The organism is Streptomyces sp. CB01635 (assembly GCF_002803065.1).
GTDB lineage: Bacteria > Actinomycetota > Actinomycetes > Streptomycetales > Streptomycetaceae > Streptomyces.
The window spans coordinates 94294-118694 of the sequence record NZ_NNBL01000006.1 but is presented as its reverse complement, the minus strand read 5'-3'; the positions used below and the strand labels follow the sequence as shown (position 1 = coordinate 118694).

The window sequence follows — 24401 nt, the reverse complement described above, 5'->3', positions numbered from 1 at the left end:
CCGAGGGAGGACGGGCGCCGCCGTTCTTTGGGGCCGGAGTCCTTCCGAGGAGATCTCCCTGCCGTGGTCATCAGAGTCATGGACGCGTCAGGTGGGCTTCAAGGTTGAGCGCGCCGCTGTGGCACGGAAGTGACCATTCCGCCACGGTGTGCGAGGACGGCAACGATCGGTCTGCCGGGCGCTTCCCGTAATGCGCCATTCCTCCTGTGTCGAAGTGTGTTGATGTATCGACAAGTTCGCGGATTTACCGTCAGCTGCCTCAACAGCGGGGCTAACGTGGGCAATCGGGACGGTCCGGGGCGACCCAGGCGCTGAGCTGGGGCGTTCGGGGTTCCGCGAGGGGGCGGGGGACCCCGGTGGGACACTGGACCGCGGGCCTCCGGTCGTGCAACGGTGCACGCCGGTGGGTCGAACGCCGTCGAATGCCCCCGTGCGCCCCCGCCCCCGGAACTGACATCCTGGCTTCGCGCATCCCACTGGGTAGCCAGAGTGGGCCGGTGAAGCCAACGCCGGCCGAGGGCGGCGCGAGGGGTGCGGCGCGGCGCGGGGGATCAGGGCACGTACGGGGGGAATAGGGGGAAGCAATGCCTCGTTGGAGGGCGCTACCGGATGAACTCGACCCGCAGGTCAGGGAGTTCGCAAGCCAGCTCCGCAGGCTCGTCGACCGCAGCGGTCTGAGCATCGCCGCGGTCGCGGACCGCACCGGGTACAGCAAGACGTCCTGGGAGCGGTATCTGAACGGCCGGCTGCTCGCGCCCAAGCGCGCGATCGTGACCCTGGCCGAGGTGACGGGCACCAACCCGGTCCATCTGACCACCATGTGGGAGCTCGCGGAGCGCGCCTGGAGCCGCTCCGAGATGCGTCACGACATGACGATGGAGGCGATACGGATCTCCCAGGCGCGCGCAGCGCTCGGGGAGTTCGGGCCGACGGCCACGAAGGACGGCAAGAACGGCAGCGGGGGCGCGGGCGGCGGCAGCAGGACGACGGCCAGGCCGTCCGGCGGCGGCGCGACCGGCGTCGCGCCGACCGTGCCGCCGCAGGGGCAGGCTCCCCTGGCGGACTCGGTGCCGTACGGGAGCGAGAGGGAGCACGGGTTCCGTCCGGGGGAGCGCGCCGGGGAAGGCGTTCCGTACGCGAGCGGGCCGGGGGCCTACGCGGGCGGCGGCGGTGGCGGACCAGCCGGGCAGCCGGGGACGGGCGGCGGTTCGCCGGACAGGCAGCGGCGCAAGCGCCGGCTGACGATGTTCCTCGCGGGCGTCGTGGGCGCGCTCGTCGTCATCGCCGCGGCCGTGTACCTCACGGACGCGGGCAAGGGCGGCAAGGACGACGACGCGAAGCCGGAGGCGACGCCGACCAGCAGCGCCCCCGAACTGCCCGCGGGAGTTGAGTGCAGCGGCAAGGACTGCACCGGCAAGGACCCCGAGGCGATGGGCTGCGGAGGCGAGTTCGCGCGGACCACGGACTCCGTGCTCGTCGGCCAGGCCAAGATCGAGGTCCGCTACAGCAAGACGTGCGGGGCCGCGTGGGCGCGTATCACGCAGGCGGCGCCGGGCGACGAGGTCCGGATCCAGCAGGCCGGCACCACCGGAGTGCAGAAGGGCACGGTCAACGCGGACTTCGACGCGTACACCCCGATGGTGGCCGTCACGAAGGCGAGCGAGGCGAAGGCCTGCGCGACGCTGAAGGCGGGCCGGCAGGGCTGCACGCAGTAGGGACGGGCGCAGCGCGGGACCGTGGCGGAGGTGCCGCGGAATTCATTGCGAGACGGGGGCATGCCTGCCCCGGACCGGGGCAGGCGGAGCAGTACCCCCACGGGAGTCGTCACCAAGTGGCACCCCCCACAGGCGGCCGTCTGCCCACCTCTCCCGAGCAGGCGGCCGCCTGCCGTTGCGTCACCTCTCGCTCCGCGTCACCTGTTCCGGTCGAGGGGAGCGGGTGTTCTGTGGGGCGGGCCACATGCACCCGGAGGTGCGGGGGGTCCGGGGCGCGATAGCCTGACGGGCGGATCTCTTGATGCCGAGAGATCGATCAAAAAAAGCCCTGCTGTCATACGGAGAACGCCATGACCCGCACTCCCGTGAACGTCACCGTCACCGGCGCAGCCGGCCAGATCGGCTACGCACTGCTCTTCCGCATCGCCTCCGGCCAGCTGCTCGGCGCGGACGTGCCGGTCAACCTGCGCCTCCTGGAGATCACCCCGGCGCTCAAGGCCGCCGAGGGCACCGCCATGGAGCTCGACGACTGCGCCTTCCCGCTGCTGCAGAACATCGAGATCTCGGACGACCCGAACGTCGCGTTCGACGGCGCCAACGTCGCCCTCCTCGTCGGCGCCCGCCCCCGCACCAAGGGCATGGAGCGCGGCGACCTGCTCTCCGCCAACGGCGGCATCTTCAAGCCGCAGGGCAAGGCGATCAACGACAACGCCGCGGACGACATCAAGGTCCTCGTCGTCGGCAACCCGGCCAACACGAACGCGCTCATCGCGCAGGCCGCCGCCCCGGACGTACCGGCCGAGCGCTTCACGGCCATGACGCGCCTGGACCACAACCGCGCGCTCACGCAGCTCGCGAAGAAGACCGGCACGACGGTCGCGGACATCAAGCGCCTCACCATCTGGGGCAACCACTCCGCCACCCAGTACCCGGACATCTTCCAGGCGTCCGTCGCGGGCAAGCCGGCCATCGAGGCCATCGGCGGCGACGAGCAGTGGCTGGCCGAGGCCTTCATCCCGACCGTCGCCAAGCGCGGCGCCGCGATCATCGAGGCCCGTGGCGCGTCCTCGGCCGCCTCGGCCGCGAACGCCGCGATCGACCACGTCCACACGTGGGTGAACGGCACCGCCGAGGGCGACTGGACCTCCATGGGTATCCCGTCGGACGGCTCCTACGGCGTCCCGGAGGGTCTGATCTCCTCCTTCCCCGTCACCACCAAGGACGGCAAGTACGAGATCGTCCAGGGCCTGGACATCAACGAGTTCTCCCGCGCCCGCATCGACGCGTCGGTGAAGGAGCTCGAGGAGGAGCGCGCCGCGGTCCGCGAGCTCGGCCTCATCTGATCCACGCGTCCCGCAGGTACCCCTGGTCACCTGCACGCGGCTTCACCCGCGCCCCCGTCCGTCCGGTCGATCCGGACAGGCGGGGGCGCGGTGTTTGTGCGCGGCTTGCCTGTACAGGGCATGTTTGCATGGGGCATGTACCCCGAGTAGCGACGCCAGTGGCGACATTTCGGACTTACTCGCCATGTATGCCGTGACACGGACCACTTTCAGCCACGGGTTGTGCATGCTTTCCGATCCCAGGGGCAGGGGGTTCCGACGTCGCAGGCTCCCCGTGAAAAGGGAGTTCCGCGATGTTCAGGGGGACTGTTCGGGAACGGAAGGCAAAACGGGACGTGTCTGAAAACCAGAGCATTTTTGTGGACGGAGAGTGGCGCAGTGCCGCCTCCGGGGCCACGCGCGAGATTCTCGACCCGGCGGATGCCCAGCCGTTCGCACTGATCGCCGAGGGCGGCACGCAGGACGCGGACGCCGCGGTGGCCGCCGCGCGCCGCGCCTTCGACGAGGGAACCTGGCCGGCGACGCCCGTCGCCGAGCGCGCCGCGCTGCTGCGCCGCGTCGCCGATCTCCTCGTACGCGACCGGGAGAAGATCGGTCTGCTCGAGAGCCGCGACGCGGGCAAGACCGTCGAGGAGGGGCGCGTCGACGTCGACTGTGTCGCCGACGCCTTCCGGTACTTCGCCGATCTGGTCGTCGGAGAGGGCGGCGGGCGCGTCGTCGACGCAGGGTCCGACGAGATCCACAGCGTCGTCGTGCACGAGCCCGTCGGCGTCTGCTCCCTGATCACCCCGTGGAACTACCCGCTCCTCCAGGCCAGCTGGAAGGTCGCCCCGGCCCTCGCCGCCGGAAACACCTTCGTCATCAAGCCGAGTGAGATCACGCCGCTGACGACTGTGGTCCTCATCGAGCTCCTGGCGGAGGCCGGCCTTCCCGCGGGCGTCGCGAACATCGTGACCGGGCCGGGCCACACCGTGGGCGCCCGGCTCGCCGAGCACCCGGACGTCGACCTCGTCTCCTTCACCGGCGGCCTGATCAGCGGCACGAAGGTCGCGCAGGCCGCGGCCGCCGACGTGAAGAAGATCGCCCTCGAACTGGGCGGCAAGAACCCGAACGTCGTCTTCGCCGACTCCTGCGAGACCGACGAAGGCTTCGACACCGCCGTCGACCAGGCGCTGAACGCCGCCTTCATCCACAGCGGCCAGGTCTGCTCCGCCGGTGCCAGGCTCATCGTCGAGGAGTCCGTGCGCGAGCGCTTCGTCGCCGAACTCGCCCGCCGCGCCGAGAAGATCAGGCTCGGCCGCGGCACCGAGGACGGTGTCGAGTGCGGCCCCCTCGTCTCCGCGCAGCAGCGCAACAAGACCGAGTCGTACGTGGCGTCGGCCCTCGCCGAGGGCGCCGTCCTGCGCAGCGGCGGCAAGCGGCCCGAGCCCAGTGAGGTACGGCCCGCCGACGGGTACTTCTACGAGCCCACCGTCCTCGACCAGTGCCACCGCGAGATGCGCGTCGTCCGCGAGGAGGTCTTCGGACCCGTCCTGACGGTCGAGACGTTCCGCACCGAGGACGAGGCCGTCGCGCTCGCCAACGACACCGAGTACGGGCTCGCGGGCGCCGTCTGGACCGCCGACGCGGGGCGCGCGCGGCGTGTCGCCGGACGCCTTCGCCACGGCACGATCTGGATCAACGACTTCCACCCCTACCTCCCGCAGGCGGAGTGGGGCGGCTTCGGCAAGAGCGGGATCGGCCGTGAGCTGGGCCCGGCCGGGCTCGCCGAGTACCGCGAGACCAAGCACGTCTACCAGAACCTGGCGCCGAAGCCCGTGCGCTGGTTCGCGGGCTGACCACCCACCCCTCGCACCGGGCTGACCACCCGTTTCTTCCGCGCTGGGCCGACCAACCGCACTTCGCACCGCCCATTACGCGCAGAACCTTGGAGTTGACGTATGCCTGAGAAGTCCGTGAACACGTACGACTACGTCGTCGTCGGCGGCGGCACCGCCGGATCCGTCATTGCGTCCCGGCTGACCCAGAACCCCGACGTCACCGTCGCCGTCATCGAGGGCGGACCGAGCGACATCGACCGCGACGACGTCCTGACCCTGCGCCGCTGGCTCGGCCTCCTCGGCGGCGATCTCGACTACGGCTACACCACCACCGAGCAGCCGCGCGGCAACTCGCACATCCTGCACAGCCGCGCCAAGGTGCTCGGCGGCTGCTCGTCGCACAACACGCTCATCTCGTTCAAGCCGCTGCCCGGCGACTGGGACGAGTGGGCGGCGGCGGGAGCCGAGGGCTGGGACCACAAGGCGATGGACCCGTACTTCGGCAAGCTGCGCAACAACATCGTGGCGGTCGACGAGAAGGACCGGAACGCGATCGCCCGCGACTTCGTCGACGCCGCGCAGACCGCCACGGGCGTGCCGCGCGTGGACGGCTTCAACAAGGCGCCGTTCAAGGACGGCGTCGGCTTCTTCGACCTCGCGTACCACCCGGAGAACAACAAGCGCTCCAGCGCCTCCGTCGCCTATCTGCACCCGCACATGGAGGCCGGCGACCGGCCCAACCTGACGCTCCTGCTTGAGACGTGGGCGTACCGGCTGGAGATGGACGGCACGCGGGCGCGCGGTGTCCACGTACGGACGAAGGACGGCGAGGAGCTGCTCGTCGAGGCGCGGCACGAGGTCGTCGTGTGCGCCGGCGCGGTCGACACGCCCCGGCTGCTCATGCACTCCGGCATCGGGCCGAAGGCCGACCTGGAGAAGCTCGGGATTCCGGTCCTGCACGACCTGCCGGGCGTCGGCGAGAACCTGCTCGACCACCCCGAGTCCGTGATCGTGTGGGAGACGGACGGGCCGATCCCCGACAACTCCGCCATGGACAGCGACGCGGGCCTCTTCGTGCAGCGTGATCCGGAGGCGAGCGGGCCGGACCTGATGTTCCACTTCTACCAGATCCCGTTCACCGACAACCCGGAGCGCCTCGGCTACGTCAGGCCGGAGCACGGGGTCTCGATGACGCCGAACATCCCCAAGCCGCGCAGCCGCGGCCGCCTCTACCTGACCAGCGCGGACCCGGCCGAGAAGCCCGCCCTCGACTTCCGGTACTTCACGGACGAGGAGGACTACGACGGCCGGACGCTGGTCGACGGAATCAGGATCGCGCGTGAGATCGCGAAGACCGAGCCGCTCGCCGGCTGGCTCAAGCGCGAGGTGTGCCCCGGGCCCGACGTCGTGGGCGACGAGGAGCTCGGCGAGTACGCGCGCAAGGTCGCGCACACCGTCTACCACCCCGCCGGGACCTGTCGCATGGGTGCCAGGAATGATGAACTCGCCGTTGTGGACCCGGAGTTGAGGATCCGGGGCCTGGAAGCGATCCGCATTGCCGACGCGTCAGTCTTCCCGACGATGCCGGCGGTGAACCCGATGATCGGGGTGCTCATGGTCGGGGAGAAGTGTGCCGAGCTGCTGGGTGGTGATGCGTGATGAGTACGAACACGATGCCGAACGCTGAGGCGACGGACGCGCAGGCGGGTTCGCCGGTGTTCTCCGTGAACAACCTGTGGAAGGTCTTCGGGCCGAAGGCCGACCGGGTGCCGGGTGACGCGGAGCTGGCCGGCCTGAGCGCCGCCGAGCTGCGCGCCCGCACCGGGTGCACCGCCGCCGTGCGCGACGTCAGCTTCGATGTGCGCAAGGGCGAGGTCTTCGTCGTCATGGGCCTCTCCGGCTCCGGCAAGTCCACCCTCGTACGCTGCCTGACCCGGCTCATCGAGCCGACCTCCGGCGGCATATCCATCGACGGCGAGGACGTCCTCGGCATGGACAAGGGGCGCCTGCGCGAACTGCGCCGGCACCGCGCCGCCATGGTCTTCCAGCACTTCGGGCTCCTTCCGCACCGCACCGTGCTCGACAACGTCGCGTACGGCCTGGAGATCCAGGGCGTGGGCCGCGCCGAGCGGCGCGCCAGGGCGGCGGAGGTCGTCGCGAAGGTCGGCCTCGACGGCCTTGAGCAGCGGCGGCCCGGGCAGCTGTCCGGCGGTCAGCAGCAGCGTGTCGGGCTCGCGCGCGCCCTCGCGGTCGATCCCGAAGTGCTGCTGTTCGACGAGCCGTTCAGCGCCCTCGACCCGCTGATCCGCCGTGACATGCAGGAGGAGGTCATCCGGCTCCACCGCGAGGAGGGCCGGACCATGGTCTTCATCACGCACGACCTCAACGAGGCGCTGCGGCTCGGCGACCGGATCGCGCTGATGCGCGACGGCCGGATCGTGCAGCTGGGCACGCCCGAGGAGATCGTGGGCTCGCCCGCCGACGACTACGTACGCGAGTTCGTGCGGGACGTGCCGCGCGAGCAGGTCATGACCGTGCGCCGCGCGATGCGGCCCGCCGACGCCGACGAGCAGGATCGCGGCCCCGCCATCGCGCCCGGCGCGACCGTGTCGGAGGCGATCGAGGCGGTCGCCAGGACCGGGTTCGCGGTGCGGGTCATGGACGAGGGGCGGTGCCTGGGGGTCGTGGACCATGCGCGGCTGCTGGGTGTGGTGGCGGGGACGGAGACGGGGGCCTCCGGAGACGGGGGTGTGGCCGGGTCCGACTCGGGCGGCGGCGCCGGTTCCGGTGCGGCCGTGGCCGACGCGCCCGGTTCCGGTGCGGCCGTGGCCGACGCGCCCGCGCCCGTCACGCCGCCGGGCGAGGAGGTCGCCTGATGGCTGCCGCCAGTACCGCCACCGCCCCCGCGGCGGACACCCCGCGCTTCGGCGCGCTTCTGCGCAACCGCGCCCTCGGCAAGCTCCTGCTGCTCGCCGTCGTCGCGGCCGTCCTCGTACCGATCGTGAACGCCAAGTGGGCGAGCGGCAGTTGGCCGCACGCGCTCACCGTCGACCTGACCGAACCACTGGGCAAGACCAGTGACTGGATCATCGACAACCGGGACAGCCACCCGCTGTTCCTCTACTTCTTCGGCCACATCAGCAACGCCGTCGTCCTGAGCGTGCGCGGCGCGTACCTGGTGCTCCTCGCGGCGGGCTGGGCCGGCGTCACCGCCGCGGCCGGGCTCATCGCCTGGCGCGTCGCGGGCCTGAAGCTCGCGGCGGCCGCCGTCGCCGCGCTCCTCGTGTGCGGCTCGTTCGGCATGTGGGTGCCGACCATGCAGACCCTCGCGCTGATGATCGTCGCGGTTCTCGCCTCGGTCGTGCTCGGCGTGGTCCTCGGACTCGCGGCCGGACTCTCCGACCGCACGTACCGTGCGCTGCGGCCCGTCCTCGACACGATGCAGGTCTTTCCCGCGTACGCGTATCTGCTGCCGGTCGTTCTCGTGTTCGGCATCGGCGTGCCCGCGGCCGTCCTCGCGACCGTCGTCTACGCCGCCCCGCCGATGGCCCGTCTGACGGCGCTCGGCCTGCGCGGCGCCGACGGCGGCGTGATGGAGGCCGTCGCCTCGCTCGGCGCCACCGCGCGGCAGCGGCTCCTGACGGCCCGGATCCCGCTCGCCCGCAAGCAACTCCTCCTCGGGCTCAACCAGACGATCATGATGGCGCTCTCGATGGCCGTCATCGCGTCGGTGATCGGCGCGGGCGGCCTCGGCGACCGCGTGTACCAGGCACTGGCCTCCGTGGACGTCGGCGCGGCCCTCGCGGCCGGCATCCCGATCGTGCTGCTCGCCGTGATCCTGGACCGTACGACGGCCGCGGCGGGAACGCGCCTCGGCGCCGCCGAACCCGACGGCCGCCGCCTGCACGGCCCGTACGGCTGGGTGGTCGCCGCCGTTCTCACGGTGGTCGTCGCCCTCGTGGCCCGCCTCGCGGACCGGATCGACTGGCCCGACACCTGGACCGTGAACATCGCGGACCCGGTCAACAACACCGTCGACTGGATGACCGACCACCTCTACTCCGGTGTCCCCTACATCGGCGGAACCGCCGACTGGGCCGGGCACTTCACCACCTGGGTTCTCGACCCGATCCGCGACGGGCTGCAGTGGCTGCCCTGGTGGTCCGTGCTCCTCATCGTCGCCGCGCTGGCCTGGCTGATCGGCACCTGGCGCACCGCCGTGACGGCCGTGCTCGCCATGGCCGCCATCGGTGTCCTCGGTGTGTGGAAGCCGTCCCTCGACACGCTGTCGCAGGTGCTCGCGGCCGTCGCCGTGACGCTCGTCGTCGGCTTCGCGGTCGGGATCGCGGCCGCGCGCAGCGAGCGACTCGAACGCGTGCTCAGGCCCGTGCTCGACGTCTTCCAGACGATGCCGCAGTTCGTGTATCTGATCCCGGTGGTCGCGCTGTTCGGCGTCGGCCGCGCCCCCGCGGTCGCCGCCGCCGTCGTCTACGCGCTGCCGGCCGTGGTCCGCATCACGACGCAGGGGCTGCGCCACGTCGACGGGGCCGCCATGGAGTCGGCCCGGTCGATGGGCGCGACGAGCGGGCAGCAACTGCGCCAGGTCCAGCTGCCGCTGGCCCGGTCGGCGCTGCTCCTGGCCGTGAACCAGGGTGTCGTCCTCGTCCTCGCCGTCGTGATCATCGGCGGTCTGGTGGGCGGTGGCGCGCTCGGCTACGACGTCGTGTTCGGCCTCGCCCAGGGCGACCTGGCGACCGGGCTCGTCGGCGGCGCGGCGATCGTGTGTCTCGGCCTCATGCTCGACCGGGTCACCCAGCCGACCGAACGCCGCGCGAAGAAGGGAGCGTGATCGCGATGCGAACACTTCGATCTTTCCGCCCGGTGCGGGCACGCAGGATGACCATGGGGCTCGCGGCCGCGGGCACCCTCCTGGTGGCGACCGGTTGCGGCGCCGCCGACATGACCAAGCAGTCCTCCCCGTACGCCAACGCCCAGGGCGCCAAGACGGTGACCCTGTCGGTCCAGTCCTGGGTCGGCGCGCAGGCCAATATCGCGGTGGCCCAGTATCTGCTAGAGCACGAGCTCGGCTACCGCGTCGACACCGTCCAGGTCGACGAGGTCCCCGCGTGGGACGCGCTCAGCCAGGGCCGCGTCGACGCGATCATGGAGGACTGGGGCCACCCCGACCAGGAGCAGCGGTACGTCAAGGACAAGAAGACGATCGTGAACGGCGGCGACCTCGGCGTCACCGGACACATCGGCTGGTTCGTCCCCACGTACTTCGCCAAGCAGCACCCGGACGTCACCGACTGGAAGAACCTCAACAAGTACGCGTCCCAGCTGCGCACCGCCGAGAGCGGCGGCAAGGGCCAGCTCCTCGACGGCTCCCCGTCGTACGTCACCAACGACAAGGCGCTGGTCAACAACCTGAAGCTGAAGTACCAGGTCGTGTTCTCCGGTTCCGAGGCGGCTCAGATCACCCAGATCAAGCAGTTCGCCAAGGCCAAGAAGCCGTTCCTGACGTACTGGTACCAGCCGCAGTGGCTGTTCAAGAAGGTGCCGATGACGGAGGTGAAGCTGCCCGCGTACAAGGAGGGCTGTGACGCCGACCCGAAGAAGGTGGCCTGCGCCTATCCGAAGACGCCGCTGCAGAAGTACCTCAACGCGGACTTCTCGAAGACCGGCGGCAAGGCGGCGGCCTTCCTGAAGAACTTCAAGTGGACGACCGAGGACCAGAACGAGGTCTCTCTGCTCATCGCCGATCAGAAGCTGTCGCCGGACGAGGCGGCGAAGAAGTGGATCGACGAGCACGAGTCGACTTGGCGGTCCTGGCTGCCGAAGTAGCCGTAGGGCTCCTTCCCGCGCGCGTGCCGGGTGCCTTTCCTGACGGGGGCACCCGGTACGTCTGTGTGCGGGCTTATGCGGGTGGAGGCGTGGGGGCACGTCACCACTGCGGTCCGCCGGGCACGATCCGGCGGCTCACCATGAGCCGGTTCCAGCTGTTGATGACGGTGATCACGCCGAGGAGATGGGCGAGCTCGTCCTCGCCGAAGTGCTTGGCCGCCGCCTCGTACGTCGCGTCCGGCACGAACCCGTCGGTGAGGACGGTGACGGCCTCGGTCAGCGCGAGCGCCGCCTGCTCGCGCTCGGTGAAGTGCTCGGGGGCCTCCGCCCAGGCATTGAGCAGCGCGATCCTTCCCCAAGCTGCCGACTTCGCTCGAGCAGGGGATACCCCCACCGCACTCTCGCCGTTCTTCTCGACGGCGAGGTCCACGTGCATGTCCAGGCAGAACGCGCACTCGTTGATCTGCGAGGCCCGAATCATCACCAGCTCGGCGAGAACCGGGTCGCCGAGCCCCTTCTTCGCGGCGGCGCCGAGCGCGATCATCGCGTCGCGCACACCCATGTCCAAGTGCGTCGTACGGGCTGTCACTTGAAGTCGCCCGCGGTGTAGTGCCCGGGCACCATCCGCGTCGACACACCGAACCGGTTCCATGCGTTGATCACCGTGATCGCGGCGATCAGCTGCGTCAGCTCCTTCTCGTCGTACAGCTTCGCCGCCTTCTCGTACGTCTCGTCCGGCACGAACCCGTCGGTGAGCACGGTGATCGCCTCGGTCAGCTCGATCGCCGCGATCTCCCTGGGCGTGTAGAAGTGCTGCGACTCCTCCCACGCGGCCAGCTGGATGATCCGCTCGACGCTCTCGCCCGCGGCGAGCGCGTCCTTGGAGTGCATGTCGAGGCAGAACGCGCAGTGGTTGATCTGCGAAGCGCGGATCTTGACCAGCTCCAGCGTCACCGGGTCGACGCCCTTACGGGCCTCCGCGTCGAGCCGGATCATGGCCTTGTAGACCTCCGGAGCGTGCTTGGCCCAGGCCAGCCGGGGCGCGTGCTCGTGGACGTACTCCTTGGTGGTCCGGCCGGCGTCGGTGGTCGGGCGGGTGCTGTCGGTGGTGTTCTCGTTCGTCGTCATGACATTGACCCTACGAGCGGAGTAGCCCACGGGTATGGTCCATTTCCATGGTGGAAACCTGGGCCACTTCGCCCTCCGGTCAAGCGCTCGGTATCGATCTGCACGTCGAGCCGACCGGCGCCGGCCTGCGCAAAGGCCTGACCGACGCGCTCCGTGACGCCGTACGCGGCGGCCGCCTCGCCCCCGGTGTCCGCCTCCCATCGTCCCGCACGCTCGCAGCCGATCTGGGCATCGCCCGCAACACGGTCGCCGACGCCTACGCCGACCTCGTCGCCGAGGGCTGGCTCACCGCGCGCCAGGGCTCGGGGACGCGCGTCGCGGAGAGGCCGGTGGAGGCGCCCCGGCCGGCCCCGACCCGCGGCCGACGCGCTCCTGCCGGACTCCGCCACGACCTGCACCCCGGCACCCCCGACCTCTCCTCGTTCCCGCGCGCCGAATGGCTCAAGGCATCGCGCCGCTCCCTCAACGCCGCCCCGAACGATGCCCTCGGTTACGGCGATGCCCGCGGCCGCATCGAACTGCGCACCGCCCTCGCCGGCTACCTCGCCCGCGCCCGCGGCGTCCACGCCGACCCGGACCGCATCGTGATCTGCTCCGGCTTCGTCCACGGTCTGATGCTGCTCGGCGAGGTGCTGCGCAACAGGGGCGTGCGCGATGTTGCCGTGGAGACATACGGGCTCGACATCCACTGGGACGTCCTGACGCGGTCAGGCCTGCGCACCCACCCCCTTCCCCTCGATCAACTCGGCACCTGCACCGATGAGTTGGCGACCGGCGAACCGGACGTGGACGCCGCCCTCCTGACCCCCGCCCATCAGTTCCCGGTGGGCGGGGCCCTGCACCCCGACCGCCGGACAGCCGTCGTCGACTGGGCCCGCCGCACCGGCGGACTGATCCTGGAGGACGACTACGACGGCGAGTTCCGCTACGACCGCCAGCCCGTCGGCGCCCTCCAGGGCCTCGACCCCGACCGCGTCGTCTACTTCGGCACGGCCAGCAAATCCCTCGCACCCGGCCTCCGCCTCGGCTGGCTGGTGCTGCCGCCCTCCGTCATCGGGGAGGTGATCGAGGCGAAGGGCGTCGCCGACTGGTCATGCGGCGTCCTCGACCAGCTGACCCTCGCGGAGTTCATCGACTCAGGCGCCTACGACCGCCACGTCCGCGGCGCCCGCCTGCGTTACCGCCGCCGCCGCGATCAGCTCGTCACCGCCCTCGCCGAACGCGCCCCCGACGTCCGCGCCACCGGAATCGCCGCCGGCCTGCACGCCGTCCTCCGACTCCCGCCCGGCACCGAACAGTCCGTGGTCCGCGCCGCCGCCTGGCAGCGCCTCGGAGTCGCCGGCCTCTCCAGCTTCCGCCACGAAGCGGCCCCCGCCGAACCACCCCTGGACGCCCTGGTAGTCGGCTACGGAACCCCACCGGACCACGCCTGGACCAGCGCACTTGAGGCGTTGTGCCGGGTGCTGCCTTAGGGGGCGGGCATCGGGCGGTCGACGTCGCGGCTTGCGCGGCCCGCGGTCGGGCCGGGCGGCCATGGGCGGTCGGGGACGGTCAGCTCACGGTCGGGTCGGTTCGGGGTCAGCTCCGGGTCGGGTGGGGTCGGGTCAGAGCGGGTTCGGGTCGGGGCGGGCCGGAACGGGTTCGGGTGGGGTCGGGTCAGAACGGGTTCGGGTCGGGGCGGGCCGGAACGGGTTCGGGTCGGGCGGTTTCGGGTCAGACCCGGGCCGGTGCGGACGGGTCCCCCACCGGCGCCTCCCCGAAGCGCGCCAGAGCCAACGCCCCCGCCACGGCCACCACGAACCCGAGAACCGCCAGCCAGGCCAACCCCTCGCGCGTGCGATCCCCGAGCCAGATCACCCCGACCAGCGCTGGTCCCACTGTCTCGCCCACGACCATCCCCGCGGTGGCCGTGGTCACCGACCCCTTCTGCAGCGCCGAGGTCAGCAGCAGAAACGCCGAGCCCCCACCGAGCAGCAACGCGTATGTCGCCGGATTGCTCAGCAACGCGCCGGGCGACACGTCGTCGATGAGCCGCACCGACACCTCCACCACCCCGAACCCGAACCCCGAACCGAGCCCCAGCGCGAGCGCCCGCCCCCGCCCCGGAAGCCGCCCGGCCACCGCCCCGATCAACAACACGCCCAGTGCTGTCCCCAGCATCGCGTACCGCAACGCGTCCGAACCGGCCTTGTCCCCCTCCGTCCCCGACGCCAGCCCCAACATCGCAAGCCCCGCCACCACTACTCCGACGGCGCCCCACTCGACAGCACTCAACCGCACGTCCAGCAGCCGCGAGGCAACCACCGCCGTCACCGCCAGACTCGCGGCGAGCGCCGCGCCGACGGCATAGATCGGAATGGACCGCAGAGCCACGACCTGCAACACGAACCCGAGGAGGTCGAGTCCCAGCCCGGCGACATAACGCCACTGCCGCAGCGCCCGCAGCAACAATGCGGCGTCGACGCCGGACCCCGACCCCGGCTCCGAGGCCCGCGCCGCCATCGCCTGCAACACGGAAGCCGTACCGAAACAGACCGCAGCCCCGAGCGCGCAAACCATTCCAAGAAGCACAAAGCGACTGTAGAGGGTGCCTCGCACCAGCCGGCCCGCGGGCGGCCCACCCTCCGGGGGCGTCCCCGTGAACGGCCGGACCACGAGTCGGCCGCCCCTGTCGGAGGCGCACCACCGTCAGACCGCCAGGACCGCCCGAAGCTGGTCGAGCCCCCAGTCCAGGTCTTCCTTACTGATCACCAGAGGGGGAGCGATCCGGATCGTGCTCCCATGGGTGTCTTTGACCAGGACGCCCTTGTCCATCAACTTCTCCGAGATCTCCCTCCCCGTCCCGTACGACGGATCGATGTCGACCCCCGCCCACAGCCCGCGTCCCCGCACCTGCGTCACCTTGCCCGTGCCCGCCAGCAGTCCGAGCTCCGCGTGCAGATGCTCGCCCAGCTCAGTCGCCCGCTGCTGGAACTCCCCGGTGCGCAGCATCGCGATGACCTCGAGCGCCACCGCACAGGCCAGCGGATTCCCGCCGAACGTCGACCCGTGCTCACCCGGCTTGAACACCCCCAGTACCTCGCTGCTCGACACCACCGCCGACACCGGCACGACCCCACCGCCGAGCGCCTTGCCCAGCACGTACATGTCGGGCACCACGCCCTCGTGCTCACAGGCGAACGTCCGCCCGGTCCGCCCGAGCCCCGACTGGATCTCGTCGGCGATGAACAGCACGTTCCGCTCACGAGTCAACTCCCTTACCGCTGGCAGGTATCCGGCCGGTGGTACGAGGACACCGGCCTCGCCCTGGATCGGTTCGAGCAGCACAGCGACGGTGTTCTCGGTGACAGCGCCGCGCAGAGCCGTCAGATCGCCGTAAGGCACGATCTCGAACCCTGGCGTGTAGGGACCGAAGTCCGCGCGCGCCTCCTGGTCCGTGGAGAAGCTGACGATGGTCGTGGTGCGCCCGTGGAAGTTGTTGCCCGCAACGACGATCTTCGCCCTGCCGTCGAGCACCCCCTTGACCTGGTACCCCCACTTTCTCGCCGTCTTCACGGCGGTCTCCACTGCCTCCGCCCCTGTGTTCATCGGCAGCACCATGTCCATGCCGCACAGCTCCGCGAGCTGGGCGCAGAACTCGGCGAACCGGTCGTGGTAGAAGGCGCGGGACGTCAGCGTCACCCGATCCATCTGCGCCTTCGCGGCCTCGATGAGCCGCCGGTTCCCGTGGCCGAAGTTGAGAGCCGAGTAGCCGGCGAGCAGGTCGAGGTACCGGCGCCCCTCGACATCCGTCATCCACGCCCCCTCCGCCGTGGCGACCACGACGGGTAGCGGATGGTAGTTGTGCGCACTGTGCGCTTCGGAGGCGGTGATGAAGGTTTCCGTTACGGCATTCGGAGGAGTCACAGCAGTCACGGGGTCTCCGTTCTTACGGCTCTTATGACGCGAAGACGTGGGCCTGTGGCCCCTTCCTATCGTCGCTCGCATCGTGGACCGGGACACCTCGCCTCCCGGCGCGCCCGGTAGGGTGGCCCGCAGGGCCGTGACTGGCGCGCTGGGATGGGACCGACCATCGGGGAGCGGCCTGTGAACTGTGTGCCGTGCGCCTGGGCCGACCCGTGAACCTCCCGCTCTCGACTTCGCTCGGGCAGTGGAGGTCCCATCCGTCCGGAGGTCCGTCATGTCAGAGCCCACCCTCTCCACCGAATCCGTAGCGTTCCGCAGCGCTCTCGACGTGATTCGCGCCGTCGAGCCCCGCGTGGCCGACGCCATCGGCCAGGAGCTCGCCGACCAGCGCGAGATGCTCAAGCTGATCGCCAGCGAGAACTACGCCTCCCCGGCCACCCTCCTCGCGATGGGCAACTGGTTCAGCGACAAGTACGCCGAGGGCACCATCGCCCGCCGCTTCTATGCCGGCTGCCGCAACGTCGACACCGTCGAGGCTCTCGCCGCCGAACACGCCCGCGAGCTCTTCGGCGCCCGCCATGCCTATGTCCAGCCGCACTCCGGTATCGACGCCAACCTCGTCGCCTTCTGGGCCGTCCTCGCCCAGCGCGTCGAGGCCCCCGCCCTGGAGCTGGCCGGCGTCCGCAACGTGAACGACCTCTCCGATGCCGACTGGGCCGAGCTCCGTCAGGCCTTCGGCAACCAGCGCATGCTCGGCATGTCCCTGGACGCCGGCGGCCACCTCACCCACGGCTTCCGCCCCAACATCTCCGGCAAGATGTTCGACCAGCGCAGCTATGGCACCGACCCGCAGACCGGCCTCGTCGACTACGAAGCCCTGCGCGCCACCGCCCGCGACTTCAAGCCGTTGATCATCGTCGCCGGCTACTCCGCGTACCCCCGCCTCGTGAACTTCCGCATCATGCGCGAGATCGCCGACGAGGTCGGGGCGACCCTCATGGTCGACATGGCGCACTTCGCGGGCCTCGTCGCCGGCAAGGTCCTCACCGGCGACTTCGACCCGGTGCCGCATGCCCAGATCGTCACCACCACGACGCACAAGTCGCTGCGCGGCCCGCGCGGCGGCATGGTGCTCTGTGACGACTCGCTCGCCGCCCAGGTCGACCGCGGCTGCCCGATGGTCCTCGGAGGTCCGCTGCCCCACGTCATGGCCGCCAAGGCCGTGGCTCTTGCCGAGGCCCGCCGACCCGAATTCCGCGACTACGCCCAGTCCGTCGTCGACAACGCCCGCGCCCTCGCAGAGGGACTGACCCGCCGCGGCGCCACCCTCGTCACGGGCGGCACGGACAACCACCTCAACCTGATCGATGTCGCCACCTCCTACGGGGTCACCGGCCGCCAGGCCGAGAACGCGCTCCTCGACTCCGGCATCGTCACCAACCGCAACTCCATCCCCTCCGACCCCAACGGGGCCTGGTACACCTCCGGCATCCGCATCGGCACCCCCGCTCTGACCACCCGGGGCCTGGGCACCGCGGAGATGGACGAGGTCGCCGGCCTCATCGACCGCGTGCTCACCGCCGCCGAACCGGGCACCACCAGCAAGGGCGCGCCCTCCAAGGCCCAGCACATCCTGGCCGAGAAGGTCTCCGACGAGGTCTCCGCGCGAGCGTCCGACCTGCTGAGCGGCTTCCCGCTCTACCCGGAAGTCGACCTCACCTGATCGCTCGCCCCTAGCTCCGTGATCTCCTGACCGGCCCGTCACCAGCCGCACCGACGGGCCGGTCAGTGCGTACTCGCAGCCGTGAGAGCTGAATGGCGACTCTCAGGAGTCGATCAGCTGCTGCCGTGGTCCGGTGTCCGGCGGGGTCTCGCCCGTCCCGCGACGACGCGGCAGCCTGCCGGCCAGCGGCCGCAGCAGCAGAGCCAGCGCGGCACCCGCCGCCAGCCCCGGTATCGCCCACCACCAGTCCGTCCCCTCGCCCGCCCGGGCTGCGGAGGCCCGCGCGCCTACGGACTGCCCGGCATCGCGGCTGTCGGCTGCCGGAGCCGGAGCTCCACCGAGCGCTTCCTTGGACCGGTCGGGCGACTGCCAGGGTGCCGGGAAGATCGGGCTCCCGCCCTTTTGGGACCGCTCGCCCATGACTCCGAGGTCCTTCAGCAGCGCGCGCAGCTCTGCCGGCTTCTGCGCCTTGTGCCAGTACCCGTTGTAGGAGTCCGGCACGTGCGTTGCTGTGTGTATCCAGACGTCCTTCGTGCCCGGCGAGTCCGGATAGACCCGGTCGACCCGCCACGGCAGCACGTCGTGCGCCAGCCAGGTGACATTGAGCTGACGCCCCGCGCCTATGCCCAAGCCGGGCGGCTCCTCCCGTCGGCCCTGGCCCGGCTCTCCAAGGAGGCTTTCCAGCGGCCCGTACTTCTTGTCACTGAAGTAGAGCGACGCGCTCTGGCCGCTCTCGGGCGACACCACCAGAACGCTCGTCGGTCCGCCGGCCGACGCCCCTGACGCGCTCAGCAGCATCGCGGCGAGTGCCGCCGTCAGTGCCACCGCGAGCGCTGCCAGCCTTCGTACTGTTCGCATCCGTTCCCCCCAGCTGGTCCCGGCACGGCTCGCCCGTGCCGATTCACTTCTGGTACACCGCTCGACCCGACCGGGTTCCCAACTTTGGCGCGTGAGTTCTCGGGTGTGCGGGAGCCGTCGGCCCAGCCCGCGGATATCAGCGGACAGCGTCCGGCTTCCGTACCGACCGTGCGATCTCCATCGCCCGCTGCTGGGAGTCGATTCCCTCCAGGCGGAGTGTCACCTGCTGCCGACGGGTCCACAGGAGCGTCGGGCCCGCGGTGCGTTCCGAGCGGGTCCACCGGTCGCCGTTGCCGTCGAGCATCCAGAAACTGAGCAGATGGGGCTGGGCGAACCACAGCCCCGTATCCGGGCCGAGGCCGACCCAGCGCGGCTGCATACGCACCGATTTCGTGTACCCGATGTCGAGCTGGGCCGGGTACTCGTCGAGTCGGATCGTGTGCCCGTCCTCGCGCCAGCACAGCGTGATCAAGAAACGCGACTTCGGTTCCCGCGTCACCGTGACGACGTCCGGCATCCCCAGCTCGTCCGGCACCAGGGGTTCGAATCCGGCTTCTCGTCGGGCCTCACCCAGCGAGAGCGACGTACCGCACCCGGGGACATGAGCACCCGACGGCAGGGCCGAGGGGTCGTACCGGACCTCCACCCCGCCGAAGCCGAACCAGTCGGCGACCGCGGCCCGCACCGGAGGCGTGAGCACGAGCACGGTCAGCACCCCGCACATCCCCGCAGTGAGCATCCGCCACCGCTTCCGTATCCAGCGGCGTGCCCGCCGCACCCGGGCAGGGGCCGCCTCCGGCTCGGCCACCGGCGCCGGAACCGACTCGGCGAGTATCTGCGCCAGTACCCGCTCGGCCATCGACTCGCCGCCGGGGCCCAGACCGTCCAGGGACCTGCCCAGCGCCCGTAGCTCATCCGGCAGCCCACGGCCCGCGCGGGGCCCGTGCTCCTTGCCGGGGCCGTGGCTCCCGTCGTCCTCGTGGCGCGGCTCACTCATGCTCATCACCTCCCTCCCGCGGGTCCAGCTCGGCCGGAAGAATCCGCTTCAGCTTCCGCAGCGCGCGATTGAGCCTCGACTTCACTGTGCCGCGCGGCCAGCCGAGCGCCTCGGCCGTCTCCGCCTCGTCCATCTCCAGCAGATACCGGTACGTCACGACCAGCCGATGCTCCTCGCTCAGCTCCTCGAGTGCGGCGAGCAATGCCGTCCGCCGCTCGTCGTGGACGGCCGCGACCGCCGGATCCGTGGTCTCGGGTATCAGCGGCTCGGCCTCTATCAACGTCGCTTCCCGCCCCACGACCGAACGCTGTCGCACCGCCGAGCGCACTGTGTTCCTCGTCTCATTGGCGACGATCGCGAGCAGCCACGGCTTGAACGACGAGTCGTCCCGAAACTGTCCCAGGGCGCGGTAGGCCTTGAAAAAGGCCTGCTGCACCACGTCCTCCGCGTCCGCGCCCGCCCCGAGGGCCCGGGCCGCCCGCAGCGCCAGCCCGGTGAAGGCGCGCACCAACACCGCGTACGCCTCCACATCTCCGGCGCGCACGCGAGCGATCACCGCACGCTCGTCGTCGACGACGCGGCCCCCCTCCAGGACCTCCCCCTGTGTCCTCACATCGTTGATACACCGCACCCCGCGCATCGGTTCCCACCCGTCGCACAGGTTTTTCCGAACTCGCTGCGCAGGCAGGTCCGAAGGGAGATCTCGGAGCCAGATCCCGGCGACACGCCGGGCGGGGTGGGCGACGGCTCTCCGTACACGGATCGGCACTTGTCGTACACCCGCCGCCCACCTGTTTCCAACCAATGAGAGACACCTGAGACAATGAGGAGCATGGCCTCTGATCGTCCCCGCGTGCTCTCCGGAATCCAGCCCACCGCAGGCTCGTTCCACCTCGGCAACTACCTCGGCGCGGTCCGCCAGTGGGTGGCGCTGCAGGAGTCTCACGACGCGTTCTACATGGTTGTGGACCTGCACGCGATCACCGTGCCGCAGGACCCGAAGGAGCTCCGGGCCAACACCCGGCTCGCCGCGGCGCAGCTCCTCGCCGCCGGCCTGGACCCGGACCGCTGCACGCTGTTCGTGCAGAGCCACGTCCCCGAGCACGCGCAGCTCGGCTGGGTCATGAACTGTCTGACGGGCTTCGGCGAGGCCTCCCGCATGACGCAGTTCAAGGACAAGTCCGCCAAGCAGGGCACCGACCGCGCGACCGTCGGCCTCTTCACCTACCCGATCCTCCAGGTCGCGGACATCCTGCTGTACCAGGCCGACCAGGTGCCCGTAGGCGAGGACCAGCGTCAGCACATCGAGCTGACGCGCGACCTCGCCGAGCGCTTCAACGGCCGCTTCGGCGAGACCTTCACGGTCCCGGCGCCGTACATCCTCAAGGAGACGGCGAAGATCTACGACCTCCAGGACCCGTCGATCAAGATGAGCAAGTCGGCGTCGACGCCGAAGGGGCTCGTCAACCTTCTCGACGAGCCGAAGATCACCGCCAAGAAGGTCAAGAGCGCGGTCACCGACACCGACACCGTGATCCGGTTCGACCCGGAGAACAAGCCGGGTGTCAGCAACCTCCTCGCCATCTACTCCACCCTCACCGGCACAGGTATCCCGGAACTGGAGCAGAACTACGAGGGCAAGATGTACGGTGCGCTCAAGACGGACCTGGCAGAGGTCATGGTGGACTTCGTGACACCGTTCCGGACCCGTACCCAGGAGTACCTGGACGACCCGGAGACGCTCGACTCGATCCTGGCCAAGGGCGCGGAGAAGGCGCGTGCTGTCGCCGCCGAAACCCTCGCCCAGGCATACGACAAGGTCGGGCTGCTGCCCGCGAAGCACTGAGCCCCAGCCCCGGCTGAACGGCCTTACCGCCACCCGCCCACCGCACGACGACAGGAGTACGACGTGGGGACCGTAACGATCGGCGTTTCGATCGCGGTCCCGGAGCCACACGGCAGCCAGCTCCAGGAGCTGCGCGCGGGCTTCGGTGACCCCGCGGCGCACGGCATCCCCACGCACGTCACTCTGCTCCCGCCGACCGAGGTGGAGGACGGGTCGCTGCCTTCGATCGAGGCCCATCTCGAGGAGGTCGCCGCCGCGGGGCGGAACTTTGCGATGCGGCTCGCGGGGACGGGAACCTTCCGTCCGCTGTCTCCCGTTGTGTTCGTACAGGTGGCGGAGGGTGCCGAGGCCTGCGCATGGCTGCAGAAGCAGGTACGTGACGCGTCGGGTCCGGTCGCGCGTGAGCTGCAGTTTCCGTATCACCCGCACGTCACGGTGGCGCACGGCATCGCAGAGGAAGCGATGGACCGGGCGTACGAGGACCTCGCCGGATATGAGGCGGCCTGGCAGTGCACCGGATTCGCGCTGTACGAGCAGGGCGCCGACGGTATCTGGCGCAAGCTGCGCGAGTTCCCCTTCGGCGGCCCGGCCGTGCCCGCGCAGGGTCCCGACCGCTCGAAGCGGGGCCGACAGCCGGCTCGCTGACGCGACGCGAGTCGGCCGGCCGCTGTCCGACGCGGCTTACATCGGCAGGCGCCGGAACACCGGACGCGGGACATGCCTCAGCGCCGACATCACCATGCGCAGCGCCCCCGGCACCCACACGGTCTCCGACCGACGCCTGAGCCCCGTCTCGATAGCCTGTGCCACCGCCTCCGGCGTGGTGGCCATCGGCGCCTCCGCCATGCCCGCTGTCATCTTTGACCGTACGAAGCCGGGGCGCACGACCATCACATGCACGCCGGTGCCGTGGAGCGCGTCGCCGAGGCCCTGCGCGAAGGCGTCCAGGCCGGCCTTGCTCGACCCGTAGATGAAGTTGGACCGGCGGGCCCGCTCGCCCGCGACCGACGAGAGCACCACCAGCGAGCCGTGGCCCTGGGACTGCAGGGCGCGGGCGCAGATGAGGCCCGCCGATACCGCGCCGGTGTAGTTGGTCTGCGCGACGCGCACCGCGGAGAGCGGCTCGTCCTCGTCGCGGGCCTGGTCGCCGAGGATCCCGAAAGCCAGCAGCACCATGTCGATGTCGCCCTCGGCGAACACTTTGCCCAGCGTCACCTCGTGGGCCTCGGAATCGAGTGCGTCGAAGGCGACGGTACGGGCGTCGGCGCCCATGTCTCGGAGTTCGGCGGCCGCACGGTCGAGGGCGGGGGACGGGCGGCCGGCCAGCCACACCGTTCGGGTCCGCCGTGCCACGAGGCGTCGGGCGGTGGCGAGGGCGATCTCGGAGGTGCCGCCGAGGACGAGCAGGGACTGGGGGGTGCCGAAGGCGTCCTTCATGAGAACCGAACTCCAAATAGGCGGGACCGAAATAGGCGGGACCGAAATCGGTGGGGGCGGGATAGGAACCCGGACGGCCCGAGCGGTGTACCAAAAGTGAATCGGTGCGGAGGGGCCGTGCCGAGTGAGAGGGGTACGACGTGCGCGCGATGTGGGGGAGCGATTGCCGGGATGTGCGAGGGCCCTGGTCGTGGCGCTCGTTCTCGATCCATTCAGAGTCCGAGGCGCCGGGACAGATCCGAGCGGAACACGCCTCGCGGGTCCAACGTGGCTCGCAGGGCACGGAATTCGTCGAGGCGGGGATACATCGTCGGGAGCAGTTCGGGCCTTAGCCGCGCGTCCTTGGCGAGGTAGACGCGTCCGTCCGCCGCGGCCACTTCCTCGTCGAGTTCGTCGAGGAACGCGCCGAGTCCAGGCAGGTTCGCAGGAATGTCGAGGGCCAGCGTCCAGCCGGGCATCGGAAAGGAAAGCCAGCCGGGATCTCCGGCGCCGAAGCGCTTGAGAACCGCCAGGAAGGAGGGGCACCGGCGCTCGGAGATGCGCTGCACGATGCGGCGAAGCGCTTCCTCCTGGCCGAATCCGACGACGAATTGGTACTGGACGAATCCACTGCGTCCATAGATGCGATTCCAGTGCGGTACGCCGTCGAGGGGGTGGAAGAACGAGGAGAGCTTCTGGATCTCGCCGACGCGTGACTTAGGGGCCTTGCGATACCAGAGCTCGTTGAAGAGGCCGACGGTCCTCCGGCCCAGGAGTCCCTCGGGCACGAATCCGGGTGGTGCTGGGAGCTGTCCGGGGCGGAACGTCAGAGGCGCCCTGCGGGCCCGTGCGGGAACGGCATCCAGCGGGGCGTGATCACCGCGTGTGAGTACCGAGCGGCCCATCGAGGCACCGCGGGCCAGGAGGTCGATCCAGGCGACTGAGTAGCGGTAGAGGTGATCGGTCTCGGTGAGGCGGGCCATCAAGCCGTCGAGGTCAACGACACGTTCGGTGTCGACCAACATGAACGAGGTTTCGACAGGGAGGAGTTGGAGGGTGACGGTGAGGATGATCCCGGTCAGTCCCATGCCGCCGGCCGTGGCGTCGAAGAGCTCGCTGCCGCGCTCGACGATCCGCACCTCACCGTCGGCCGTGAGCAGTTCCAGGGCGAGGACGTGGCGGGAGAACGAGCCCGAGACGTGGTGGTTCTTGCCGTGGATATCGGTGCCGATCGCGCCGCCCACCGTGACGTAGCGGGTGCCGGGGGTCACGGGCACGAACCAGCCCAGGGGGAGGAGGACTTCCGTCAGGCGGTGCAGGGAGACGCCCGCGTCGCACAGCACGGTCCCGCCGGACGCGTCGATCGCGTGAATGCGGTTCAGGCCGGTCATGTCCAGGACGCTGCCGCCGGCGTTCTGCGCCGCGTCTCCATAGGCCCGGCCCAGGCCGCGGGCGATGTTGCCCCGGTGACCCGACGTCCCGCACGCACGGACCACGGCTGCTGCTTCCGCGTAGGAACGGGGGCGCACGATGCGGGCGGCGGTGGGGGCGGTGCGGCCCCAGCCGGTCACGGGGACGGTGTCGAGGATGCCGCCGGAGGGACCGTCGTGGGCGGCGTCGGGGTAAGGCGAAGCGGTGGGGGGAGCGCTGGGTGCCGGGACGGCCGGCGAGACGGGTGCGGGTGCGGGCGCAGGGGTGGGCGGCGCGGCAGGGGCGGCTGGGCCGGGGGGTGTGACGCCGGGGGCGGTGGTGGGTGTGCGGGCAGAGGGGGGAGCGGGATCGGCGGCCATGAATGCGACGGTATC

Annotated in this window: 20 protein-coding genes and 1 riboswitch; of the genes, 11 read left to right on the top strand and 9 right to left on the bottom strand. The window is 70.5% G+C overall.

What is annotated here, in order from left to right; genetic code table 11:
- Positions 1 to 584 precede the first annotated feature (584 nt).
- The 7 genes from CG723_RS19760 (at position 585) to CG723_RS19730 (ending at position 10722) form a co-directional block, all read left to right on the top strand.
- Complete coding sequence (locus CG723_RS19760) at positions 585 to 1715, top strand: XRE family transcriptional regulator (RefSeq protein WP_100594792.1); 1131 nt, start codon at positions 585 to 587, stop codon at positions 1713 to 1715.
- 350 nt (positions 1716 to 2065) lie between these two features.
- The gene (locus CG723_RS19755) at positions 2066 to 3058 is read left to right on the top strand and encodes a malate dehydrogenase (RefSeq protein WP_100594791.1); all 993 of its coding nucleotides are present in this window, start codon (positions 2066 to 2068) and stop codon (positions 3056 to 3058) included.
- A gap of 335 nt (positions 3059 to 3393) precedes the next feature.
- Positions 3394 to 4896 (top strand): aldehyde dehydrogenase family protein, encoded by a 1503-nt coding sequence (locus CG723_RS19750; RefSeq protein WP_100594790.1) that lies wholly within the window; start codon positions 3394 to 3396, stop codon positions 4894 to 4896.
- Positions 4897 to 4998: 102 nt separating this feature from the next.
- A complete protein-coding gene (locus CG723_RS19745; RefSeq protein WP_100594789.1) occupies positions 4999 to 6537 on the top strand; it encodes a GMC family oxidoreductase in 1539 nt (512 codons plus the stop codon).
- Positions 6537 to 7754: a quaternary amine ABC transporter ATP-binding protein gene (locus tag CG723_RS19740; protein ID WP_100594788.1), complete on the top strand. Its 1218-nt coding sequence runs from the start codon at positions 6537 to 6539 to the stop codon at positions 7752 to 7754. Before CG723_RS19745 ends, CG723_RS19740 begins: the two co-directional genes overlap by 1 nt.
- A complete protein-coding gene (locus CG723_RS19735) occupies positions 7754 to 9727 on the top strand; it encodes an ABC transporter permease (RefSeq protein ID WP_100594787.1) in 1974 nt (657 codons plus the stop codon). The genes CG723_RS19740 and CG723_RS19735 overlap by 1 nt, the downstream gene beginning before the upstream one ends.
- A 53-nt stretch (positions 9728 to 9780) precedes the next feature.
- The gene (locus CG723_RS19730; RefSeq protein ID WP_100594786.1) at positions 9781 to 10722 is read left to right on the top strand and encodes an ABC transporter substrate-binding protein; all 942 of its coding nucleotides are present in this window, start codon (positions 9781 to 9783) and stop codon (positions 10720 to 10722) included.
- 100 nt (positions 10723 to 10822) lie between these two features.
- Here CG723_RS19730 and CG723_RS19725 read toward each other — a convergent pair whose 3' ends face one another.
- Both CG723_RS19725 and CG723_RS19720 read right to left on the bottom strand, forming a co-directional pair.
- Positions 10823 to 11311, bottom strand: a complete 489-nt coding sequence (locus CG723_RS19725) for a carboxymuconolactone decarboxylase family protein (RefSeq protein WP_234374406.1) — start codon at positions 11309 to 11311, stop codon at positions 10823 to 10825.
- Positions 11308 to 11850, bottom strand: coding sequence for a carboxymuconolactone decarboxylase family protein (locus tag CG723_RS19720; protein WP_100594784.1), 543 nt, complete (start codon positions 11848 to 11850; stop codon positions 11308 to 11310). Before CG723_RS19720 ends, CG723_RS19725 begins: the two co-directional genes overlap by 4 nt.
- A gap of 47 nt (positions 11851 to 11897) precedes the next feature.
- Between CG723_RS19720 and pdxR the strand changes: the two genes are divergently transcribed.
- Positions 11898 to 13322, top strand: coding sequence for a MocR-like pyridoxine biosynthesis transcription factor PdxR (gene pdxR, locus CG723_RS19715; RefSeq protein WP_100594783.1), 1425 nt, complete (start codon positions 11898 to 11900; stop codon positions 13320 to 13322).
- A 241-nt stretch (positions 13323 to 13563) separates the two neighbouring features.
- On the opposite strand, the gene CG723_RS19710 is transcribed toward pdxR, so the two are convergent.
- Complete coding sequence (locus CG723_RS19710) at positions 13564 to 14409, bottom strand: hypothetical protein (RefSeq protein ID WP_100594958.1); 846 nt, start codon at positions 14407 to 14409, stop codon at positions 13564 to 13566.
- A 129-nt stretch (positions 14410 to 14538) separates the two neighbouring features.
- Positions 14539 to 15837: an ornithine--oxo-acid transaminase gene (rocD, locus tag CG723_RS19705; RefSeq protein ID WP_442802576.1), complete on the bottom strand. Its 1299-nt coding sequence runs from the start codon at positions 15835 to 15837 to the stop codon at positions 14539 to 14541.
- A gap of 45 nt (positions 15838 to 15882) precedes the next feature.
- Positions 15883 to 15969, top strand: a riboswitch (ZMP/ZTP riboswitch).
- A 61-nt stretch (positions 15970 to 16030) separates the two neighbouring features.
- Between rocD and CG723_RS19700 the strand changes: the two genes are divergently transcribed.
- Positions 16031 to 17479 (top strand): glycine hydroxymethyltransferase, encoded by a 1449-nt coding sequence (locus CG723_RS19700; protein ID WP_100594781.1) that lies wholly within the window; start codon positions 16031 to 16033, stop codon positions 17477 to 17479.
- A gap of 102 nt (positions 17480 to 17581) precedes the next feature.
- Here the strand turns inward: CG723_RS19700 and CG723_RS19695 are convergent, their stop codons facing one another.
- From CG723_RS19695 to CG723_RS19685, 3 genes are all read right to left on the bottom strand, one after another.
- Entirely contained in the window at positions 17582 to 18337 is a 756-nt protein-coding gene (locus CG723_RS19695; protein WP_100594780.1) for a hypothetical protein, read from the bottom strand.
- A gap of 136 nt (positions 18338 to 18473) precedes the next feature.
- Complete coding sequence (locus CG723_RS19690; protein ID WP_100594779.1) at positions 18474 to 19334, bottom strand: hypothetical protein; 861 nt, start codon at positions 19332 to 19334, stop codon at positions 18474 to 18476.
- Positions 19327 to 19974, bottom strand: coding sequence for an RNA polymerase sigma factor (locus CG723_RS19685; protein WP_199841823.1), 648 nt, complete (start codon positions 19972 to 19974; stop codon positions 19327 to 19329). Before CG723_RS19685 ends, CG723_RS19690 begins: the two co-directional genes overlap by 8 nt.
- A gap of 192 nt (positions 19975 to 20166) precedes the next feature.
- Here CG723_RS19685 and trpS point away from each other — a divergent pair, with 192 nt between their 5' ends.
- Positions 20167 to 21180, top strand: a complete 1014-nt coding sequence (gene trpS, locus CG723_RS19680; protein ID WP_100594778.1) for a tryptophan--tRNA ligase — start codon at positions 20167 to 20169, stop codon at positions 21178 to 21180.
- Positions 21181 to 21243: 63 nt separating this feature from the next.
- Positions 21244 to 21825 carry a 2'-5' RNA ligase family protein gene (locus tag CG723_RS19675; RefSeq protein ID WP_100594777.1) on the top strand — a complete coding sequence of 194 codons (582 nt, stop codon included), beginning with the start codon at positions 21244 to 21246 and terminating at the stop codon, positions 21823 to 21825.
- 36 nt (positions 21826 to 21861) lie between these two features.
- Here the strand turns inward: CG723_RS19675 and CG723_RS19670 are convergent, their stop codons facing one another.
- Entirely contained in the window at positions 21862 to 22617 is a 756-nt protein-coding gene (locus CG723_RS19670; RefSeq protein ID WP_100594776.1) for a decaprenylphospho-beta-D-erythro-pentofuranosid-2-ulose 2-reductase, read from the bottom strand.
- Positions 22618 to 22829: 212 nt separating this feature from the next.
- Positions 22830 to 24386 (bottom strand): FAD-binding oxidoreductase, encoded by a 1557-nt coding sequence (locus CG723_RS19665; RefSeq protein ID WP_234374405.1) that lies wholly within the window; start codon positions 24384 to 24386, stop codon positions 22830 to 22832.
- Between the last annotated feature and the right edge of the window lie 15 nt (positions 24387 to 24401).

Excerpts from the sequence above, each read along its gene's own strand:
- CG723_RS19745 (WP_100594789.1), top strand. The coding sequence starts at position 4,999 with ATGCCTGAGAAGTCCGTGAACACGTACGACTACGTCGTCGTCGGCGGC.
- CG723_RS19760 (WP_100594792.1), top strand. The coding sequence starts at position 585 with ATGCCTCGTTGGAGGGCGCTACCGGATGAACTCGACCCGCAGGTCAGG.
- CG723_RS19670 (WP_100594776.1), bottom strand. The coding sequence starts at position 22,617 with ATGAAGGACGCCTTCGGCACCCCCCAGTCCCTGCTCGTCCTCGGCGGC.
- CG723_RS19665 (WP_234374405.1), bottom strand. The coding sequence starts at position 24,386 with ATGGCCGCCGATCCCGCTCCCCCCTCTGCCCGCACACCCACCACCGCC.
- CG723_RS19700 (WP_100594781.1), top strand. The coding sequence starts at position 16,031 with ATGTCAGAGCCCACCCTCTCCACCGAATCCGTAGCGTTCCGCAGCGCT.
- rocD (WP_442802576.1), bottom strand. The coding sequence starts at position 15,837 with ATGCGAGCGACGATAGGAAGGGGCCACAGGCCCACGTCTTCGCGTCAT.
- CG723_RS19720 (WP_100594784.1), bottom strand. The coding sequence starts at position 11,850 with ATGACGACGAACGAGAACACCACCGACAGCACCCGCCCGACCACCGAC.
- trpS (WP_100594778.1), top strand. The coding sequence starts at position 20,167 with ATGGCCTCTGATCGTCCCCGCGTGCTCTCCGGAATCCAGCCCACCGCA.
- CG723_RS19740 (WP_100594788.1), top strand. The coding sequence starts at position 6,537 with ATGAGTACGAACACGATGCCGAACGCTGAGGCGACGGACGCGCAGGCG.
- CG723_RS19695 (WP_100594780.1), bottom strand. The coding sequence starts at position 18,337 with ATGCGAACAGTACGAAGGCTGGCAGCGCTCGCGGTGGCACTGACGGCG.
- CG723_RS19710 (WP_100594958.1), bottom strand. The coding sequence starts at position 14,409 with ATGGTTTGCGCGCTCGGGGCTGCGGTCTGTTTCGGTACGGCTTCCGTG.
- pdxR (WP_100594783.1), top strand. The coding sequence starts at position 11,898 with ATGGTGGAAACCTGGGCCACTTCGCCCTCCGGTCAAGCGCTCGGTATC.
- CG723_RS19735 (WP_100594787.1), top strand. The coding sequence starts at position 7,754 with ATGGCTGCCGCCAGTACCGCCACCGCCCCCGCGGCGGACACCCCGCGC.
- CG723_RS19685 (WP_199841823.1), bottom strand. The coding sequence starts at position 19,974 with ATGCGCGGGGTGCGGTGTATCAACGATGTGAGGACACAGGGGGAGGTC.
- CG723_RS19755 (WP_100594791.1), top strand. The coding sequence starts at position 2,066 with ATGACCCGCACTCCCGTGAACGTCACCGTCACCGGCGCAGCCGGCCAG.
- CG723_RS19730 (WP_100594786.1), top strand. The coding sequence starts at position 9,781 with ATGGGGCTCGCGGCCGCGGGCACCCTCCTGGTGGCGACCGGTTGCGGC.
- CG723_RS19690 (WP_100594779.1), bottom strand. The coding sequence starts at position 19,334 with ATGAGTGAGCCGCGCCACGAGGACGACGGGAGCCACGGCCCCGGCAAG.